At 54.9% G+C, this 20247-nt stretch carries 16 protein-coding genes; 3 read left to right on the top strand and 13 right to left on the bottom strand.

All coding sequences use genetic code 11. The features are described from left to right. Window positions 1–4 precede the first annotated feature (4 nt). The 8 genes from G523_RS0103985 to mutS form a co-directional block, all read right to left on the bottom strand. Window positions 5–607, bottom strand: coding sequence for a malonic semialdehyde reductase (locus tag G523_RS0103985; protein ID WP_022693737.1), 603 nt, complete (start codon window positions 605–607; stop codon window positions 5–7). 14 nt (window positions 608–621) lie between these two features. Further along, the gene (locus G523_RS0103980; RefSeq protein ID WP_022693736.1) at window positions 622–1197 is read right to left on the bottom strand and encodes a NifU family protein; all 576 of its coding nucleotides are present in this window, start codon (window positions 1195–1197) and stop codon (window positions 622–624) included. A 47-nt stretch (window positions 1198–1244) separates the two neighbouring features. Beyond that, window positions 1245–2150, bottom strand: a complete 906-nt coding sequence (locus G523_RS0103975) for a hypothetical protein (RefSeq protein ID WP_022693735.1) — start codon at window positions 2148–2150, stop codon at window positions 1245–1247. Window positions 2151–2262: 112 nt separating this feature from the next. After that, complete coding sequence (locus G523_RS17870) at window positions 2263–2730, bottom strand: copper chaperone PCu(A)C (RefSeq protein ID WP_022693734.1); 468 nt, start codon at window positions 2728–2730, stop codon at window positions 2263–2265. 51 nt (window positions 2731–2781) lie between these two features. Continuing rightward, complete coding sequence (gene trpS / locus G523_RS0103965; protein WP_022693733.1) at window positions 2782–3816, bottom strand: tryptophan--tRNA ligase; 1035 nt, start codon at window positions 3814–3816, stop codon at window positions 2782–2784. 10 nt (window positions 3817–3826) lie between these two features. Next, window positions 3827–5395: a murein biosynthesis integral membrane protein MurJ gene (gene murJ / locus G523_RS0103960; protein WP_022693732.1), complete on the bottom strand. Its 1569-nt coding sequence runs from the start codon at window positions 5393–5395 to the stop codon at window positions 3827–3829. 32 nt (window positions 5396–5427) lie between these two features. After that, window positions 5428–8283, bottom strand: a complete 2856-nt coding sequence (locus G523_RS0103955; RefSeq protein ID WP_022693731.1) for a [protein-PII] uridylyltransferase — start codon at window positions 8281–8283, stop codon at window positions 5428–5430. A 49-nt stretch (window positions 8284–8332) separates the two neighbouring features. Continuing rightward, a complete protein-coding gene (mutS, locus tag G523_RS0103950) occupies window positions 8333–11017 on the bottom strand; it encodes a DNA mismatch repair protein MutS (protein ID WP_022693730.1) in 2685 nt (894 codons plus the stop codon). A gap of 146 nt (window positions 11018–11163) precedes the next feature. Between mutS and G523_RS0103945 the strand changes: the two genes are divergently transcribed. Beyond that, window positions 11164–13461 (top strand): NADP-dependent malic enzyme, encoded by a 2298-nt coding sequence (locus tag G523_RS0103945; protein WP_022693729.1) that lies wholly within the window; start codon window positions 11164–11166, stop codon window positions 13459–13461. 52 nt (window positions 13462–13513) lie between these two features. Here G523_RS0103945 and G523_RS17865 read toward each other — a convergent pair whose 3' ends face one another. The 3 genes from G523_RS17865 to G523_RS17855 are packed head-to-tail and all read right to left on the bottom strand — an operon-like array spanning window position 13514 to window position 17106. Beyond that, on the bottom strand, window positions 13514–14956 hold the full coding sequence (locus G523_RS17865; RefSeq protein ID WP_022693728.1) for an AmpG family muropeptide MFS transporter: 1443 nt from the start codon (window positions 14954–14956) through the stop codon (window positions 13514–13516). Next, window positions 14953–16422, bottom strand: coding sequence for a response regulator (locus G523_RS17860; RefSeq protein WP_022693727.1), 1470 nt, complete (start codon window positions 16420–16422; stop codon window positions 14953–14955). Before G523_RS17860 ends, G523_RS17865 begins: the two co-directional genes overlap by 4 nt. A gap of 54 nt (window positions 16423–16476) precedes the next feature. After that, a complete protein-coding gene (locus tag G523_RS17855; RefSeq protein WP_022693726.1) occupies window positions 16477–17106 on the bottom strand; it encodes an ATP-binding protein in 630 nt (209 codons plus the stop codon). A 62-nt stretch (window positions 17107–17168) separates the two neighbouring features. Here G523_RS17855 and G523_RS0103925 point away from each other — a divergent pair, with 62 nt between their 5' ends. Then, a complete protein-coding gene (locus tag G523_RS0103925; protein ID WP_022693725.1) occupies window positions 17169–17630 on the top strand; it encodes a hypothetical protein in 462 nt (153 codons plus the stop codon). Here the strand turns inward: G523_RS0103925 and G523_RS0103920 are convergent. Beyond that, window positions 17627–18517 carry a hypothetical protein gene (locus G523_RS0103920; protein ID WP_022693724.1) on the bottom strand — a complete coding sequence of 297 codons (891 nt, stop codon included), beginning with the start codon at window positions 18515–18517 and terminating at the stop codon, window positions 17627–17629. The two genes, G523_RS0103925 and G523_RS0103920, sit on opposite strands and share 4 nt — an antisense overlap. A gap of 341 nt (window positions 18518–18858) precedes the next feature. Between G523_RS0103920 and G523_RS0103915 the strand changes: the two genes are divergently transcribed. Beyond that, complete coding sequence (locus tag G523_RS0103915) at window positions 18859–19170, top strand: hypothetical protein (protein ID WP_155802578.1); 312 nt, start codon at window positions 18859–18861, stop codon at window positions 19168–19170. A 36-nt stretch (window positions 19171–19206) separates the two neighbouring features. Here G523_RS0103915 and G523_RS0103910 read toward each other — a convergent pair whose 3' ends face one another. After that, window positions 19207–20157, bottom strand: coding sequence for an IS1595 family transposase (locus G523_RS0103910; RefSeq protein WP_027441433.1), 951 nt, complete (start codon window positions 20155–20157; stop codon window positions 19207–19209). Window positions 20158–20247 lie beyond the last annotated feature (90 nt).

The raw sequence follows: 20247 nt of genomic DNA, 5'->3' as shown, positions 1-20247 counted from the left end.
AGGGTCAGAGAATCTGACAGGCGTCTTCAAACGCCAGACGCGGAGAGCGCGGGAAGAGTGCATCTTCATTGCCATAGCCAAGACTACAGATGAAGTTCGCCGTCCATTGTTCCGTTTCCGGATTGGACTGGAAGAATTCTTTATCAACGCCGCTGCGATCGAAGCCGGACATTGGTCCGCAATCAAGACCCATAGAGCGAGCCGCGAGCATGAAGTAGGCGCCTTGCAGCGTGCCATTGCGGAACGCCGTTTCAGCGCGGTTTTGCGGGTCTTTGAACCAGTCCTTTGCGCCCGGATTGTGCGGGAAAAGCTCTGGAATCTTCTCTGGGAAGTTCAGATCGTGCGCGATGATCACGGTCCATGGCGCTTTCAGCGTTTTCTCGCGGTTACCTTCGCTCATGAAAGGAGCGAGGCGCTGCTTGGCTTCTTCGGAACGGATGAAGACAAAACGTGCCGGACAGCAATTTGCACTGGTCGGGCCGAACTTCATAAGATCGTATGTGCCACGGATCAGTGCTTCTTCGACGTCTTTGTCGGTCCAGTCATTATGTGTGCGAGCGTCGCGGAAGATCTGATCCAGACTTTCCGCAGGGAGTTGAGACGACATGTAGGATTTCCTATTTAACCGAGGGTCTGCTCGACGGCAGTTACTTCCGGAACATAGTGGCGCATCATATTCTCAATGCCCTGTTTGAGGGTCATTGTAGATGACGGGCAGCCGGCGCATGCGCCACGCATGTGAAGGGTTACAACACCGGTGTCCGGATCGAAACGATCAAACACGATGTCACCGCCATCCTGAGCAACAGCAGGGCGAACACGTGTTTCGATCAGTTGTTTGATTTCCTCCACAATCTCTGCCGTGTCGCCTTCATAGACGATCTCTTCGCTGACGGCGGCCTGGTCGGCTGCTTCATCGATTACGGGCATGCCGGACATGAAATGGTCCATGATCGCGGCGAGTGTCATGGTTTTCACATGGCGCCAGTCGGATTCGGCGGTCTTGGTGACCGACACAAAATCTGCGCCAAGAAAGACGCGCGCGACGCCCTGAACGTCGAACAGGCGTGTCGCGAGCGGTGAGACCTCACCTTCCTCAGCATTTGCGAAGTCACGCACGCCGTCTTCCAGCACGGTTTTTCCCGGTAGAAATTTCAGCGTGTCCGGATTCGGGGTGGCTTCAGTCTGAATGAACATTTGAGACTCCTTATCGAGCCATGAAATGGAGGTCTATTGGCTCCAAATCAACTCCTGTCACGGATATCTGTTGCGCTGGCAAGGTGATTTTCTTCCAGAACCGCTTCCAGCTCGCGCAGTGCGAAGATGGCATCTTCCATCAGATAGGCGAGCGTGATCATATCATTTCCGCCCAGAGAAAAGTCGCCAGGTTCCGGATTTGAGACAATGAGCGGACGCGGCGTAAAGGCGCGCGTTAACGCGTCTCGGGCTTTTTCATGGGCATGGCGGAAACCGGGTTGGACAATGTCATGAGATTGCACCGCATTCAGCAGCGTCCCGACGGCGTAAATCTTGCCCACACTGCGGTAATAGCGGTCCGTTCGCGCCCGATTGAAGATTTTATGGTCATCAGATTGAATGGAACGGCGAAGGTCCGAAACGCTTTCCGATAGAATGTCCGCATAGAGGGCAGCCTCGGCTCGCATGAGGTTTGCCGTAGCGTCATTGTCGAGAACCGAGCGTGCGATAAGACCATCAAACCGGCGCAATGCCTGCACGGCGGCAGATAGCTGGTCTTCCGAGCCCTCGCCTGTCGCATTCAGGATCAACGTGGCGGCGATTGACAGATCTTCATTGCGTGTGCTGCCCGCCCGTGAGGTGTTGGCGCGAAGATCTGCAAACAGCGCCAGCGTTTCTCTCAACCCGTCCTGAAACGCCGGAACCGCGATCAATTGATTTTGCGGATGCCATTCGGGAAGCGCGTCGGACCAGTGCCTGACCTCGAACTCCGTCTGGATGAGCTCGATGGCGGCACCAACCTGTTGATCGGCCCAGACTTCGGCGCGGCCATTGGAAGCTATCTGGTCCGGCAATGTGTGAGAGAGCACCATGGTTGCCGGATAGGAGCCAAATAGCGCGATGATGATCATCCCGCCGCCTATCGGTTTCCAATGGCGCAACCATCCAAACATGCTGCTTCCCAGCCTTTTTCGCCCGTCTCGAGACATTGAGGTGCAGAATGAATTTCTCGCGCGGCGGGCGCAAGGCCGGAGGCTGCTATTCTTGCGACGTTGAGCGCGGGCGCTAGTTGCGCAGGCGTACTTCAGCTTCAGTTGAAACGAATTCAACCGAGTCGCCATACTGGATTTCCAGTGTGAGCGTGACGGTGTCGCCCTCAGTGAGGCCCTCTTCTACGTCGAACAGCATGATGTGATCGTGCAGCGGCGCAAATTCTGCCGTTCCGCCAGCTGGCAGCGCGACGGCTTCGACCGGACGCATGCGCATGACGCCTTCATCCATTAGATGGGTGTGAAGTTCCGCTGTGCCCGCACGGTCTGCCGATGCCGCTACAATCTCCGCGTCCTCAGATGAGTTTGATGTCACCGTGAGGTAAGCGCCGGTGACATTGCGTCCTCCGGCAGGTGCGCGGACAAATGCGTCAGTTACAACGAATGCCGGGCCGGTCGCTTCCTGCGTGGTTTCGGACGGTGTTGAGTTGCCGCATGCTGAAAGGCCAAGAATGGCTGTCGCGAGGAATACTTTGCGGAGCATGGGAGGAGATCCTTTTATGAAGGCGGTGACTTTCCGCCTTCATAACGTGAATCAGCCTTTTTTCCATAAGCCTATAATGTCGCGGACCTCTTCCATAACCGGTTGCGCAATCGCTGACGCCTTTTCTGCGCCCGCCGCGAGTACGGCATCGATCGCAGTCGGATCAGCCAGCCACTCATTAAAGGATTTTGTGACCGGCGAGAGACCTTCGACCACCACTTCAGCCAGAGCAGGCTTAAAGGCACCAAACCCCTGACCACCAAACTGGTTGATCACATCCTCTGAAGTGCAATTTGCCAGCGCCGCATAAATGCCAACCAGGTTTTCTGCTTCAGGGCGACCCTTCAGGCCATCAACCGTATCCGGCAGAGGTTCAGGGTCTGTCTTTGCTTTCTTGATCTTGCGCGCCATCGTGTCTGCATCATCGGTAAGGTTGATGCGTGATAGATCGGATGGATCGGACTTCGACATTTTCTTTGTGCCGTCTTTCAGGCTCATAATGCGCGCGCCCGGCCCTTGAATGAGGGGTTCTGGCTGCGGGAAGAAATCCGGCACGTCGTATTCGCGGTTAAACCGGTCGGCGATGTCGCGTGACAATTCAAGGTGCTGTTTCTGGTCTTCGCCTACAGGCACGTGGGTTGCCTTATAGGCCAGAATGTCAGCGGCTTGCAGAACCGGATAGTCGAACAGGCCTACACTGGCGCGTTCCTTGTCCTTGCCGGCTTTTTCCTTGAACTGCGTCATGCGTTCCAGCCAGCCCATACGGGCGACACAGTTGAAATACCAGCAAAGCTCGACATGTGCCGGAACGGCGGATTGAGCGAAAATAACAGCTTTGTCAGGGTCAACGCCTGCCGCAAGAAAAGCGGCTGCGATCTGACGTGTGTTGGCTTTCAGTGCGCCCGGTTCCTGCGGGATCGTCATGGCATGAAGATCGACCACGCTGAAAACGCAGTTATGTGTTTCCTGCAGACGGACGAACTTCACCAATGCACCAAGGTAGTTTCCGAGGTGGAGATTACCTGTTGGCTGAACGCCGGAGAATACGAGCTCCGGTCCGGAATATGTCGATGTGGTATCAGTCATGGCGGGTCATCTACTCGACAGCGCGGCGTCGCACCAGCCCTTTTAGGTCAGAGATACGAACTGCGCCTGTGATTATTGCTGAAATTGCGTAAGTCATCATGCCAAACAGAATGAAGATCATGGTGACGACGAGTTTGCTATCGTAAATGTGCGTTTCGATCAGCGCGCGATAATGAAGCACGGCAACGAGCACGACAGCCATCATCATTGTTGCCAGCAGGGCGCGCACGAGGCGCGATACCAGACGCGGGCCGGGCGTGTACCAGCTGCGCTTGATCAGTCCGCTGAACAGGAAGATCACATTGATCCAGGCTGCAACACTGGTGGCGATTGCAAGGCCCGGGAAACCATAAGCGCCGTTTGATTGCAGCCAGAAGAAAAGGCCAGCGCCCAGCACGGTGTTAATCACGACTGACCAGAGCGCGAATGCCATCGGCGTTTTGGTATCTTCGTGCGCGAAATAGGCAGGGGCTAGCACTTTGATCAGAACAAACGCCGGAACGCCCCAGGCATAATGCATAAGCGCGAGGCCTGCATTATTGGCATCTGAGGTCAGGAAGGCGCCGCGTGTAAAGAAGCCTTCAATCAGGAAGCCCGGAGCAACGCCGAGCGCTGCTGCAGCGGGGAGCGTGAGCGCGAGCGCAAGACCAATGCCTTCATCCATTGTCGCGCGGCTCGTTTTTGTGTCTTCGGAACGGGCAGCACGTGACAGGCGCGGCAGGATCGCAACGCCGACAGCTACACCCACCAAACCAAGAGGCAGCTGGTAGAGACGGTCAGCGTAGTAAAGCCATGTCTTCGCGCCGACCTCAAAGCTCGCCAGAGACTGGCTGACGATAATGTTGATCTGTGTGCCGCTCGCCGCAATCGTCCCGGGCAGGGCCAGTGCCATGACCTTTTTGACGCCGGGCGTAATGCGCGGAAGGCCAATCATAGACAGGCGCACATTCTGGCGGCGTACACCCCAATAGAGGAGCAGCATTTGCAGGATACCGGCGAGCAGGGTCGCCACCGCTGCCGCTTTCGCCGTCACATCCGGAGACGTGCTGACAAAAGCTGCGCCGATAAGGCAGATATTCAAAAGTGTGGGTACAAAGGCCGAAAGGAAAAACCGGCCGCTTGAGTTCAGAACGCCTGAGAGAAGCGCCGCAATCGACATGCAGGTCAGATACGGCATGGTGATGCGCGTTAAGAGGATCGCCAGATTGAAATTCTCAGTATCGTCTGCCTGTCCGCCATGCACCAGAAGCAGGAGCCACGGCATTGCGAACTGGGCCAGAATGGTAAGTGCTGCGGTAATCGCGAAAAGTACGCGCATCGCCTCTTCAGCCACTTTGGCAGCAGCCTCCGGCCCTTCAGCCTCAAGTGTGCGCGAATAGGATGGAACAAAAGCTGACGCAAACGCGCCTTCAGCAAAAATACGGCGGAACAGGTTCGGGAACATCAACGCGGTTGTCCACGCATCACCGATTGGACCCGCACCAATTCTGGCGGCAAGAAGCACGTCCCGCGTGAAGCCGAGCGCACGGCTCACCAGTGTCAGGCTCGATTGTACGAGCGTGTTACGAACCAGACTCAAATAATCCCCCGTGAGCCAAGCTAATGGCTGTATCAGAAACTGTCTGCTGAACGAGCCTGCGCCAGTGTATGTGCCGGTGTGCGCGGCGCGTTCTGTTCGTCTGCGCCGAGTACATCCAGAAGATCCGTTGCGAGCGCGTCGACCAGTGTTTGTTCGGTCAGCTTATCGCCTGCGGCAGTCTGCACATAAAACGTGTCGTGAATACGTTCGCCATAAGCCCCTGCGTGGGCAGAATGGAGCTTCAGCTCTTTATTCGCCAGCGTCCGTGCCAGATCGTACAGAAGTGCCGCACGTTCTTTGCCGGTGACTTCGATAATTGTGTATTCGGCGGAGCCGGAGTTGTCGAAAATGACGTCCGGTTCAACGACAAAGGCGGCTTCGCGGCGGGCATTTATGGATTTGCGCTCACGGACATCGCTGACACCCTTGAGGACCGCGTCCATAACTTTCTTCTGCAACCGTTTCAGACGTGGGCTTTCGCCAAGGCCGAACATGCGCCCATCTTCATCCTGCAGGACAAAGAGGTCGAGCACGCCGCCCTCACTGCCAGTGTAAATCTGCGCCGCAGCAATGTGGGCTTCTTCGTTTACAAGTGCGCCGACAATATCAGAAAACAGACCGGTCCGGTCGGTTGTCGCGACCATCAGCTCCACGCTGGATGTTTGCGGTGTGACTTTGCACTCCACAATGGTTTCAGCACCCGCATTTGTTAGAAGGTCATGCTGCCAGTCGAGTTCGTCCGGTATCTGGCTGGTCCAGTAGCCAGCTTCCATCTGGGACATGAGCTCTGGTAGCTCGCCCTTGCGGGAAATGAGTGCTTTGCGCGCCTTTTCCGCTCGTGCGTTGAGATCGGATACGACATGGGTCTCTTCCACATCGTCCTGACCGAGTGCAGCTTCCGTTAGTTCGTAAAGTTCCTTGAGGAGCTGGCCTTTCCAGCCATTCCAGACATCAGGGCCAACCGCGCGAATATCGGCAACCGTCAGAATGAGCAGAAGACGCAGGCGTTCAAGAGAGCCAACACGCTCTGCAAACTGAGTCACGGTTCGCGGGTCAGAAATATCACGTTTCTGCGCGCAATCGCTCATTTCAAGGTGGTTGCGTACCAGCCAGCCAATCAGCTCACACTCGGATTCACCCACGCCAAGACGTTTGGAGGCCGCCATAGCTGTCTTTTCGCCTTCAACCTGCTGGTCTCCAAGGCCTTTGCCTGTGTCATGCAGCAACATGGCGAGGTAAAGCGCGCGCTTATGTTTCAGGAGCGGGAAGAGTTCATGACCGAGCGGGAAGAGGCCTTTATCGTCGCCGCGTTCCATTTCTGCCAGCGCATCAATGGCGCGCAGTGTATGCTCGTCCACGGTGAAGTGGTGATACATATTGAACTGGGTTTGCGCGACGATATCGCCAAATTCCGGTACCATAGTGCCCAGAACATCGGCTTCGTTCATCATTCGCATGATCGGGCCAGGGTCTGACGTATTAATCAGCAGGTCGATGAAAAGCTGAGCCGCCTCAGGATCGGTCCGGTGTGTTTCGTTAAAGCATTCAAGCGAACGCGTAACAGCCGACAGCGCACGCGGGTGAATGTCGACATTATTGTCCTCGGCCAGCTTGAAAAGGCGAAGCATTTCGACCGGTTTTTGCTGGAAAAAGGTTTCGTCCTCGACGTTGAGGCGACCGGCATCCATGACGAACCCGTCTTCGGAGATTTTCGGCCCTTGTGTGAAGGGCAGGAAGTGCAAAAGGTTCGGTTTTGCTTTTTGCTGGTCGGCTTCAAGGCGCGCACACAGAATGCGGGTAAGGGACCCAACTGTTTTTGCCTCAAGGAAATAACGCTTCATGAAGCGCTCGACGCCCATGCGCTCACCTTCGTCTTCAAACCCCATGCGTGAGGCAATTTCAGGCTGAAGGTCAAAACTGAGGCGTTCTTCCGGACGGCCTGTCAGATAGTGGATGTGGCAGCGCACGGTCCACAGGAAACGACCGGCATCGCGGAAAGCCTGGGCTTCGTCTTCGGTGAAGACCTCGCGCTGGGCCAGAATGTCTTCCAGTGTTGAACCGCCATAGGCATGGCGTACCAGCCAGAACAGGGTTTGCAGATCACGCAGTCCGCCTTTGCCTTCTTTGACATTTGGCTCCACGACGTAACGGCTATCACCTTGCTTTTTGTGGCGTTTATCGCGCTCATCCAGTTTGGCAGCAATGAATTGGCTTGCACGGCCTTTGATCAGATCATCATGATAACGCTTGCGCAGATTCTCATAAATCTGCTCGTCGCCGCAAATATAGCGGGCGTCAAGAAGGGCGGTTTCTGTGTTGAGGTCTTCTTTGGCGAGACGGATGCATTCATCTACATTGCGGAAGGCATTGCCGACTTTCAGGCCCATATCCCACATCATGTAAAGCATGTACTCGATGACGCTCTCAGCCCATGGCGTCTGCTTGTAATTTCGCAGGAAGAGGAGGTCGATGTCAGATGATGGCGCAAGCACGTTGCGGCCATAACCGCCAACGGCCAGCACAGCGAGCTTTTCGCCTTCTGTGCGGTTGGAGTCGCCGTAAACAATTGTGGTGGTAAACCAGTAGAGCGTGGCGATCACTTCATTCTGAACGGCGGCCAGCATGCGCGCCACGTCAAGGCCATCAATACCGGCATTCAGGCGTTCCTGAGCAATCATGCGTCCGCGGAACAATGCGCCGTGCAGAAGGTCCATCGCGCGGTCACGCAGTTCTTTATCCTGCGGCAGATGATCGAGCGCGGCAGCTTCCAGCTGGACTTTGAGCTTGCGTGTTTCGATGACCGAGTCGATCCGCCAGGGTTTTGGCGCGCCTCCGAAAGGCTTGGACTGGTTTGCAATTTCGGTCTTACTGAGAGGAAGTGTCGGCATGAGGTGCTTCTATCGCGATTTCAGGGTGTTTTGCCAGCGCTTTAGAAGATTACTGCCGCATAAGACCCTTCAAATGATATAGAGCATCGAGCGCCTCTTTCGGGCTCATCTCGTCCGGATCGATTTCGGCGAGCGCGTTCATGGCGTCACTCTCGGGCGCATTTTCGTCGGACGGTGTGTCCGCTATGGCTGCGGGACCTTCCTCGGAGAAGCTAAAAAGCGGAAGGTCATCGGACGGAACGCCGCGTTCCTGAACCGTTTCCAACTGATCGAGTACCTGTTTAGCACGCTGAACCGCAAGCTTTGGCAGGCCAGCAAGGCGGGCAACCTGAACGCCATAAGACTTGTCTGCCGGCCCATCCTGAACTTCATGCAGAAAAATGAGATCGCCGCGCCATTCGCGGGCGCGCAGCGACAGGTTTCCGGCAAATGGCAGGCGTGTCGCGAGCTTTGTCAGCTCGTGATAATGGGTCGCGAACAGGCCTCTGCAACGAACAGTATCGTGAAGATACTCCACACAGGACCACGCGATGGCGAGGCCGTCATAAGTAGACGTGCCACGGCCGACCTCGTCCAGAATGACCAGTGCACGGTCACTGGCCTGATTGAGGATGCTCGCAGTTTCCAGCATTTCCACCATGAAGGTCGACTTGCCGCGGGCGAGATCATCAGACGCGCCAACGCGGGAAAAGACGCGATCAACAATGCCGATCTGCATTTCGCGGGCAGGCACATACCAGCCGGCCTGGGCCAGAATGACCAGAAGAGCGGTCTGGCGAAGAAAGGTTGATTTACCGGCCATGTTCGGGCCGGTGATGATCTGAAGGCGTGTGTCTTTGTCTGCGCCGTTTCCGAGATTGAGCGAGTTTGAGACAAATCCGTTTCCGGTTTTGCGGAGCGCCGCTTCAACAACAGGGTGGCGGCCATCCGTTACATGAAGGCGTTTATCGTCAAAAATCTGTGGTCGGCAGGCAGAAAACTCATCCGCCCATTCAGCGCCCGCGGCTGAAACATCCAGTTGCGACAATGCGATGGCGGCCTGACGGATTGCGTCAGATTGTTTAAGCACGGCGTTCACAAGCTCAGCAAACAGCTTAAGTTCCAGCGCTTTGGCATCGGTGGTGGCGCTATCGATCTCTCGGGCGATATTAGCCAGTTCTTCGGTCGAATAGCGCGTGGCGTTGGCCAGGCCCTGGCGACGGTGGAATAGGCTGGCATTTTCCAGCGCCTCAAAAGGTTCGACATGTTTTGCCGGGACTTCGAGGAAATAGCCCAGCATTGCATTGAACTTGATACGGATGGCCGAAATGCCAGTGTCCTGCTGATATTTTGCTTCAAGCCCAGCAATGATTTTACGGCTGTCATCGCGCAGCGTACGCAGTCGGTCGAGGTCTTCATTCGCGCCAGATCGCACAAACCCGCCATCAGACATTATAGCCGGAGGATCATCGACAAGAATGGAGGAAATCTGCGCGCCAAGCACCGTCAGGCCCGAAGCCAGCGTCCCGGCGAGGTCGCTTGCCGCACTGGCGATGATTGGTGCTGCAGACAGGTCGGTCTCTTCGAGAAGAGAAAGCACGCGCGCTGAGGTTTCAAGGCCGATGCGAATGGATTTCAGATCAACGGGTGTCGCGCGGCCAAGACGCAGGCGTGAACGTGCCCGCTCCAGATCGGGCAGGCCTTTCATCTCTTCGCGCAGATCTTCACGAAGTTCACTATTTTCCAGAAGCAGCTGAATGCCATCAAGGCGCGCTTCAATGGCGGTGTGTGCGGTGAGTGGCCGCGAGACCTGATCCGCCAGAAGACGTGCGCCGCCTGCTGACAGCGTGCGGTCAATTGTATGAAGAAGCGAGCCTTTTCGCGCGCCGGTCTGGGTGCGGTCGATTTCCAGCGCATGGCGTGTTGTCTCGTCCAGCATGAGATGGACATCGCCGCTCGCGAGCACGGGATAGTCAAGCTCAGGTGGAAGGCCAGCCTGTGTCAGCTCGATATAACCAAGGAGAAGCCCCGCAGCAGACAAATGCAGGTCTTCAAACTGGCCAAGCCCATCAACTGAAGACAGGTTAAAGGCTTCTTTCAGAGCTTCAGCCCCGCCTTTGGCGCTTGCCGAGCGGGTCTGGAACGTTGTGACCGGCACTGGCGCGGCTTCAAGCGCGGCGGTCATTTCAGGCGAATATTTAAGCGCCTCGCTCATGACAAGTTCGTTCGGGCGATAGCCGGAAAGGCGCGCAATGAGCTCAGCCGTCGAGACTTTGAACAGAATGAACTGGCCGGTGGAAATATCGCACAGCGCGACGCCGCAGGTTCCCAGCGTTTCGTCAGCGCAAATCGCTGCCAGGAAGTTTCCTGAGCGCGCTTCGAGCAGCGTGTCTTCTGTCAGTGTGCCCGGGGTGACTATTCGTACAATGTCCCGGTTCACGACGGCTTTTGAGCCGCGCTTTTTTGCTTCAGCAGGTGTTTCTGTCTGTTCGCAAATAGCAACGCGATGTCCGGCGCGGATCAGACGGGCAAGATAGGGTTCTGCAGAGTGATGAGGAACACCCGCCATCGGGATCGGATCGCCATTGTGCTGGCCACGTTTGGTCAGCGTAATGTCCAGCACGTCAGCCGCAAGCTCTGCGTCTTCGAAGAAGAGTTCGTAAAAGTCCCCCATCCGAAAAAACAGCATTGTATCCGGGTTTCGGGATTTGATTTCGAGGTATTGCGCCATGAAAGGCGTTACGGCGTTGGACATGATCTGACGTCACATGAGAAAATTCGCGCATCAAGTCAAAAAATCTGAACGTGTAGGCCTGAAATACCAAAGTAGGGAGTTGTTACCGCCTACGCAGAGTTCTACACACAATTCATAATATAGTGCGAGCAGGGAACGCCATTCAAATGAGTAATCAACGTCCGTCCTTCACCGACGAAGAAGCCTTAGCGTTTCACAAATACCCGGTGCCAGGAAAATTGTCCGTCATCGCGACGAAACCAATGGCCACACAGCGCGATCTTTCGCTTGCGTATTCGCCGGGTGTTGCGGTGCCGGTTCTGGCGATCGCAGAAGATGAAGACCTCGCATATGATTACACCGCCAAAGGCAATATGGTCGCCGTGATTTCCAACGGTACGGCTATCCTCGGTCTGGGTGATCTTGGCCCGATGGCCTCCAAGCCGGTGATGGAAGGTAAGTCGGTTCTCTTCAAGCGCTTTGCTGACGTTGACTCCATCGACGTGGAAGTGACGACGAAAGAGATCGAAGAGTTTATCACAACGGTCCGCAATATCGGCCCGACATTTGGTGGCATCAATCTGGAGGACATCGCGTCCCCGGAATGTTTCATCATTGAGTCCCGTCTTCGCGAAGAGCTCGACATTCCCGTTTTCCACGATGACCAGCACGGTACAGCGATTATCGCCGCAGCCGGTCTGATCAATGCGTGTGAGATCACAGGCCGCAAACTTGAAGACGTCAAGGTCGCGATTTCGGGTGCAGGCGCGGCGGGCCTGTCCTGCGCAGGTCTTATACGCCATCTTGGCGTGAAGGCTGAGAACATTCTGATGTGCGACCGTAACGGCGTGATCTACAAGGGCCGTCAGGAAGGCATGGACCAGTTCAAGTCCGGCTTTGCGGTTGAGACTGACAAGCGCACACTGACTGAAGCCATGGAAGGCGCCGATTGTCTCCTGGGTCTCTCTGTTAAGGGTGCGGTCAACAAAGACATGATCAAGTCCATGGCGGCAAACCCGATCATCTTCGCTATGGCGAACCCTGATCCGGAAATCCGCCCGGAAGAAATTCGCGAAGTGCGCGGCGACGCGATTGTTGCGACCGGTCGTTCGGACTATCCCAACCAGGTCAATAACGTGCTCGGTTTCCCTTACATCTTCCGCGGCGCGCTCGATGTGCGTGCTCGCACGATCAATGAGGAAATGAAAGTCGCTTGCGCGCGCGCGCTTGCTCAGCTTGCACGTGAAGATGTGCCTGACGAGGTTGCTGCGGCCTATCACGGTGCGCGCCCGACATTCGGCCCTGAATACATTATTCCGGTTCCGTTTGACCCGCGTCTTATCTCTTACATTCCGCCATTCGTTGCACAGGCTGCGATGGATACAGGCGTTGCGCGCAAGAATATTGAAGACATGGACGCTTACAAGGAAGAGCTTGCGCGTCGCCTGGACCCGACAGCATCCTTCCTGCAGCGCATTCAGGGCGCGGTTCGTACAGAAGAACCAAAGCGTATCGTGTTCGCAGAGGGTGAAGAGCCAGCGGTTATTCGTGCGGCCTTCAGCTTTGAAAATCAGGAACTCGGTAAGGCGATCCTTATCGGTCGCGAAGAACGTGTTCGCCGCACTATGAAACAGGTTGGTGTTCCGGAAGACGCGCTCGAAATCGTCAATGCGGCGCTTTCTGACCGTAACCCGGACTATTTCGATTACCTGTATGAGCGCCTGAAGCGTAAAGGCTATCTGCAGCGTGACGTTCAACGTCTCGTCAACAATGATCGTAACGTATTCGGCTCATGTATGGTCGCGCTTGGTGATGCAGACGGCATGGTGACGGGTGTGACCCGTAGCTATGAGTCAGCTCTGTCAGATGTGCGTCTGGTGATCGACAAAGTCGAACATGATCCGGTGATGGGTATGTCAGTGGTTGTCAGCAAAGGTCAGACGCTCTTCATCGCCGACACAAACATTGTCGAACTTCCGGATGCGCAGCAGCTTGCTGACATTGCTGTAGAAGCAGCGCACGCAGCACGTCGTCTTGGTGCGACGCCGCGTGTCGCGTTCCTCTCTTACTCCACATTCGGCAGCCCGCTCGGCGAACGCGCTGAGAAAGTCCGTGAAGCTGTGGCTCTGCTTGATGCACGCGACGACATCGACTTCGAATATGAAGGCGAAATGCAAGCCGGTGTTGCGCTGAACCCTATGGCGAAGCGTTCTTATCCGTTCATGCGCCTGACGGGCCCTGCAAACGTGCTTGTTATGCCAGCTATTCACTCGGCCAGCATCGCAACGTCCCTGCTCGGCAGTATTGGCGGCGCGACGGTTCTTGGTCCGATGCTCATGGGCCTGAAAGAGTCTATTCAGATCTGTTCGCTCGGCGCTACCGTCTCCGACATTGTGAACATGGCGACGATTTCTGCCTATGATGTGAACGAGAAAGACGCTCACGCGGCGCTGAAAGCCCAGTAAGCGTTTACCTCACAGATAAAAGAAAGCCCGGCTTTATGGCCGGGCTTTTTTCTTATGTAGCGGCGGGTTTGGAAGCCGGTTCGGTCGCGAGTGCTTCGGGATCATCATCCACTGTGTTCTCATCAAAGGACTGCTCGCCTTTCGCGGCAATCGTACCGCGCCAGAGAATGAAGATGATCAGTGCTGCGGCCGGAATGGCATAAGCTGCTGATAACAGGAAGACGCCCGCATATCCGATGGCTTCCGAAATCGTGCCGGAAAACCCTGCAATAAATTTACAGAAAAAAGCATAAAGCGAGCTGAGACACGCATACTGGGTTGCCGCATTCTTCGGATCTGTGAGGTTTGACAGATAGGCAATGAAGGCCGTTCCAACAAAGCCGCCCGCAATGTTATCCGCTCCGATCGCCAGTATCAGATAGATATTTGGCGGCGGTGTAACACCTATCAGCTCACCATTATTGGCTTCACGGATAACATCGGCCATGTCCGGCGCGCCAAGGCTTGCAAGGCCCGCGTAAGCGGCGGTCGTGATGAATGTCAGCGGCGCGCCAATGAGCAGTGTTCGCATTGTTCCGAATGCCGCTACAGAGAATCCACCGAGGAATGCGCCTGCGATGAGGAGCCAAGGTCCGACACCGCTCTGAAACCCGCCAACAACGACCTTTGAATAGCCAAGATCGGCATAAAGCGGGCTGGCCATGACGCCCATGGTGAAGTCTGGCAGACGATAGAGGGCTACGAGAGCTGCGACGGGCAAAATCCACCAGCCAAGGCGTTTAACCAGTTGGCTGAATGGTTCGACAATCGCATCTGCAACGGCACGGTGCAGCGCTTTGGCTTCACGTTTAATGCGGGCCGCATGATGTGGTTCTGCAATGAAAAAGATCACGATCATGCCTGAAACCGCCATGGCGCCTGCCATCACAGCAAAGGAGACGGACCATGGATAGTATTCCGCAATCGCCAGACCTGCGCCTGAAAACATGATCGCAAACCGGTATCCGAGCTGATACACGGCGGCCAGGTGGCCCTGCTCGGAGGTTTCGCCTATTTCGATACGCCAGGCATCAATCGCGATATCAAGCGTGGCGCCGGAATAGGCCAGAATAGTCGCGCCCACCAATGTCACCCAGAGGGCATCGACAGGGTTGGACTGGCCAATCGTCATCAGGCCAACAATCGTGCCTGCAATGGCGACAATCATCCATGAGCGACGTTGGCCCATCGCCTTGCCGATAACCGGAAGTGTGATCCGGTCAACAACAGGAGACCAGAGCCATTTCAGCGTGTAGGCAATGGTGATCCAGTACATGAATGTAATGGTAGACCGGTCAATGCCGACCTCACGAAGCCAGAAAGATAACTTCTGGAACACCATCATCAATGGCAATCCAGAGGCAAACCCGAGTGCAAGCATGGCCAGCATTTTCGGCTTCATATAGATGCGAATATTCTCGCGAAAGCTTTGCTTGCGTGTGATGGAATCGCTCATGTCTGCGCCTTCTGCCTGTCAGTCCAGCGGTCCACGATCGAGCGGAGCGTATGGGCGTCGAGCGGTTTGGCCGCGACGGCATCTGCACCCGCGGCTTTCGCGGCTTTTTCAACATCTGGATTGATTTCAGCAGAAATCGCAATGATCGGAGTGTTATTTTTTTCAGCGCCGGGCAGGGCTCTGATTTGTCTCATTGCTTCATAACCGTCCATGACGGGCATACGAAGGTCCATGAGAATGACATCAAAATGAGAGAACTGGACCGCTTCGAGCGCTTCGGCGCCGGTGGCGGCCGTCGTACAGGCATGGCCTGCTTTTTCAAGAACTCGCGTCGCCAGAAGCGCGTTCACCGCATTGTCGTCAGCGATCAGGATCCGGCCTGTCTCGAACTGGCTTGTTTGTTCGGTGGCCTCTTGCTCTGCGGCGCTGCCTGAAACCGCGAGGCGTTCCATAAGCGAAGTCTCACGCACCGGACGCATCAGATACCCCGCGCATCCATTGGCGCGAAGGTTTTCAATGTGATCGCGGTCTTCCGGGCGGATCAGGGCAATGACAGGTGCCGAGTTTCCGAGGCGTTTCAGTTCACTTGGTGGAAGGCGGGCATCAGCCAGCCAGATATCAACCTCGTTGCCGTCTGCTTCGGTAAGAATGGTGTGGCCCGCGGCATCCGCCATCGAAGCAAGAGACAGCATTAGCGGCGTGGACATGCCTGCAAGGCCGATGCGCTTTGGCTGGCCTGCGCGTTCGGCCGGTCTGGCCTCGGCAGCAATGTTGAGCGGCAGAAGAATTCTGAAACGGGCGCCAATGCCCGGCGCGCTGGTAATCGTCACGCTGCCATTCATGGCTTCGACCAGGTGGTTCACAATGGTGAGACCAAGGCCCACGCCGCCATCAATGCCGCGATGGCCAGCTTCTGCCTGTTCGAACGCATTGAACAGGCGCGCCTGCGCTTCATCGGTCAGGCCGGGACCAGAATCAATGATATCGATGCAGAGTTCTTTGTCTTTCAGCGTTGAAAGATCAACGAGTACGCCGCCCTTTTCGGTAAATTTGATCGCGTTGCCGACAATGTTGAACAGGATCTGCCGGACACGGCCATCATCCAGAACCACCTTCTCAGGAAGATCGCCTGCCCCGCGGACGCAGACATCAATGCCCTTTTCGTGCGCGCGCGGGCTGAGAAGCTCCACCACATCCTGCGCCAGACCGCGAATATCGGTTTCAGCTGTTTCAAGCTCAACGCCCGCTGCATCCATGCGCGCATAGTCGAGCACATTATTGAGGAGATCGAGCAGACGCGCGCCGCTTCGGCGAATGGCAGAGACATAATCAGCTTGCGCAGGCGTGAGCTCGGTCTCGGCCAGAAGAGAGGCCATGCCCAGAATACCGTTCAGAGGCGTTCTGATTTCGTGGCTGACTGATGCCAGAAAGCGCTGCTCGATTGGTTGCGTTTCAGCTTCGCTCATATCTCTCTTGTCCCGATCGGATATCCCGAAACAGGTTCTCGCACAGAGATATGATTACGCCGTTAAAAGCGACGAAACAGCAGGATCACGCCATCTATAGGTCAGTGCCTCAGCCAGATGATGGCGGGCAATATTTCGTTCGCCATCAAGATCAGTAATCGTGCGGGCAAGTTTCAGAACGCGGTGATACGCGCGGGCGGACAGGGAGAACCGCTCAGCTGCATCGGTTAGAAGTTTCCGGCTGGCATCATCCAGAACACAAACCTCTTCAATCTGCTTTGAGGAGAGGTCGGCATTTACCGCGCGGGTGTCATGCTCCATGTCTGCAAACCGTTCAGCCTGAATGCGGCGTGCTTTTAGAACACGGGCTGCTACTTCTTTAGTGCCCTCTACAGGTGGTGGCAGATTAAGATCGGCGACGGTAACAGGTGGAACGTCACAGAAGAGATCAATCCTGTCGAGGAAGGGGCCTGATAACCGCCCCTGATAATCCTGCAGGCATTTCGGCTTTTTACGGCAATTGCCTTCTGCCGGACCGCCGCCGCACCGGCACGGATTCATCGCGCCGATCAACTGGAAGCGGGCCGGGTATCTGACGTGACGGTTGGCGCGGGAAATCACCGCATCGCCGGTTTCGAGTGGTTGGCGTAGCGCCTCCAGAACCTGTGTTGGAAATTCCGGCATTATGGAGCAAACTCACCAAATTTGGTGATTGATTTATCACCGTTTTTGGTGATAATCGCCCCATGCAAAATGATACTAAATACGAACGCCCTAACACGGTATCTGGCCTAGTCGCCAAACACAAAGAGCTTATGGACCTTCGCGAAAAATACAAAGCGGAGATCAAGAAACTCACGTGCGATATAGACCACCTCGACGCTGCTATCCGGCTCTTTGATCCAAACGCGGACACGTACCAAATAAAGCAGTACGTGACCAAGCACAGGGCCGAGAAGGGTTCAGTGAAACGCTTTGTGCTGAACACTCTGAGGGAGTCGCCAGAGCCTATGACCTCGCGCCAGATTACCGAACTGTGGGTAAAGGATCGTGGCCTGTCTGCCGATGAAGCAACGCTCAATACAATAAGGAAGCGTATCGGTGCCTGTATAAAGACTTGCGTCAATCAAGGCCTGATTGAAGGGTGCGGCCAGACCACAAATCACGACGCTAACGGGCCTTATAAGCTGTGGCGAGTGGCGGATTAATCTCCCATCAGGTCCAAAATCTCTTCGTACTTGTTAAGAACTTGCTTGAGTTTTTGCAGGCTTTTTCGGTCTACATCTGCTGTAATCTGCAAGCGCTTGCCGCTCAGAAGAACCTCCCAAGGTGGATCTTCTGATTTTGGCTCCTCATTTAGCTCATTAACAGATTGCTTGGCCGACTCGATGTCGGCAAGAGGAAGTCCCGTCATACTGCCCTCCACTCGGCAGTAACCGTCACCAACCCAGCTGACTTTTTTTGGCTTATCAAACTGGAGAACGCCACCCGGTGCGTATTGGACCCAATCCCCCACCTTGACGTCAAGCGTAAACGGTTCATTAAAGTCATTGGGTTGCTCCTCAATGGGTTGCTTTTGAGGATGAAGTTTAGCAGAAGATGGGGACGAGAAATACACCAAATTGTCACGATAAACAGATAATATTTGGTTAGCTGCGGTATCCGAGTATCCAAGATCGTTCTTCAAGATACTGCGCGCAATAGCATCACTAGGAATGTCTTTCTTCCACAATTCCCAGAGCTTTTTCATGGCCGTTGGCATTTGAACCATCTGCCGCCGCAACTCTTCTTGGACGTCTGGACGTTCATCCCTGAGGTATTTTGCCCCCAAGTCGGAAATTTTAACCCTTCGGGCAGCGCCAGTGCCCGTTTCTTCGATCAATCCGTAATAGCGAAGCGCCGCATGAGTTTGATCGCCGCCGCTACTTTTAGGTGCATATCCCCATACCTTGCGAACTTCAGCAACCGGCGCATAGCCGAAATTTGCAGCTTGTCGCAGCTCTTCGAGTCTCTCGATTGCCTTTGCAAGCGAAATGAACGGAAATCTTGGGCTGGATTGCCGAGTGGATTTTTCGGCCTCAAGTGAATTTGACATAAAGAATCTCCGGAAAGGCTTGTTCTTCTTATGTCCGTTTATCAAAAAATGCAACACTTACTTCTTCAGTTGCTCAAAATGCAAGCAAGAAGCGCTTGACTCATTGCTCAATGCCTCGCAATGATACTTTCGAGGCAAGATTCGCCTCAGGCAGAAAGGAGTAGTTATGACGATACCGGATTAGCTCTAGCGTTGTGATGCTGCGCAGCACGTGACGAGCTTAAAACGACGAAGACCGCGCTCCTGATACGAGACGCGGCCTTAATGCGGGCTTTTAGATCAACCTATAAACCGGCAGGGGTGATAGAATCACCTCTGCCCCCTTAATGCAAGGGGAAAGTATGAAAACGGTTACGACCGAGCGCGAACTTGCGCAAACTACTCTTCGAATTCTGGATGAACTGCCACATGGCGCGGCGACTTATCGAGAATTGATTGATGTAATCCCAAATCAGATTCGATTGACAACGCGGGACTACGAACCCTCGCAAACAAGGCCAATGGAATTGATGTGGGAGCAACGTGTTCGCAACATTAATTGCCACCGGAATGGCCCATCAAGCCTCATCAGGAAGGGGTTCTTGAAGTCCATTCCTGATGGCTTGGCCATCACCGATCGTGGGCGCGATCATTTGCGCTCTTATCTGATTTAGTAATCACAAAGAGGCGAACGGCGTTCGCCTCTTTTCTTATTGCCAGTATCCACACATGCGCTCTGACTTGCCAGCTATGCCGACAGCACTGAGAGCCATAGCGTACTGATCACCGTTTGAATTGCGGCGAGCGTCTTCACGCCAAGCCATTTCTTCCGCGTACAGGCCGAGGTAATCGCCAGATACATGGTGATGCGTGCCGATCTCGGCGCGACGGAGGCGGGAGAAGAAGCTTTCCGCTTGGTTCGTGCAAGCGCCTTCCATGCTGTACGCAATCTGGTGATTGATACGCTTAGTAGGAAAGCGAGCAGCGAGCTTGTCCCAGTGAGCAGCTTCATCAGCGTGTACAGTTGAGCCTTTCGCAATCGTTTGCGACGCCAGAGCAACGCCCTCTGCTTCCGACTTACGAACGAATGTGAGTGTACGGCCACCACGTTCACGGATCGCAATAACAACCTGACGCTTGCCAGACTGGTTGATCTTCTTGCGACGGTCCTTGCGATCTTCACGTTTATTCGCAGGCTTAACGTAGCCGCCGAAATATGCGCCATCAATTTCTACGTCACCCTTAAGAGCGCCAGCGTCACGGGCTTGAGCTATCGCTTCACGGACTTTATGCAGAAGCACGAAAGCCGTTTTGTAATCGACGCAAAGATCACGGGAAAGCTGGAGAGCGCTGTAGCCCTTAGCGCCATTTATAAAGACTGCGATAGCGCCCAGAATATCGCGGATTTGTAGTTTGCGGCTATGGAAGACTGTGCCAGATGTTTCAGAGAACTGCTTAGAGCAGGCTTTGCACTTCCAGACTTTACGGGTTTTAAGGTCGTAGTGATCGACACAACCACATGCAGGGCAAACTGGCTCGCCATTTGTCTCAGGCCAGCGAACTTTACGGAACGCCTCACGGGCGGCCTCTTCTGACATACGAAGAACCTGAACGAGTGAGAGCGTTTTAGCCGCTGGAGAGAGAAGAAAGTGTTGAGCCATCATAATCACCGTTTTTGGTGATTTAAATATGAGGCTTTGAGATAGGCCGGTCAAGTGTTATATCACCATAAATGATGATTTTTAGAGGTG

The sequence above is a fragment of the Ponticaulis koreensis DSM 19734 genome (assembly GCF_000420665.1).
GTDB lineage: Bacteria > Pseudomonadota > Alphaproteobacteria > Caulobacterales > Hyphomonadaceae > Ponticaulis > Ponticaulis koreensis.
The sequence above is the reverse complement of the archived record's forward strand: the minus strand, read 5'-3'. Positions and strand labels throughout refer to the sequence as shown.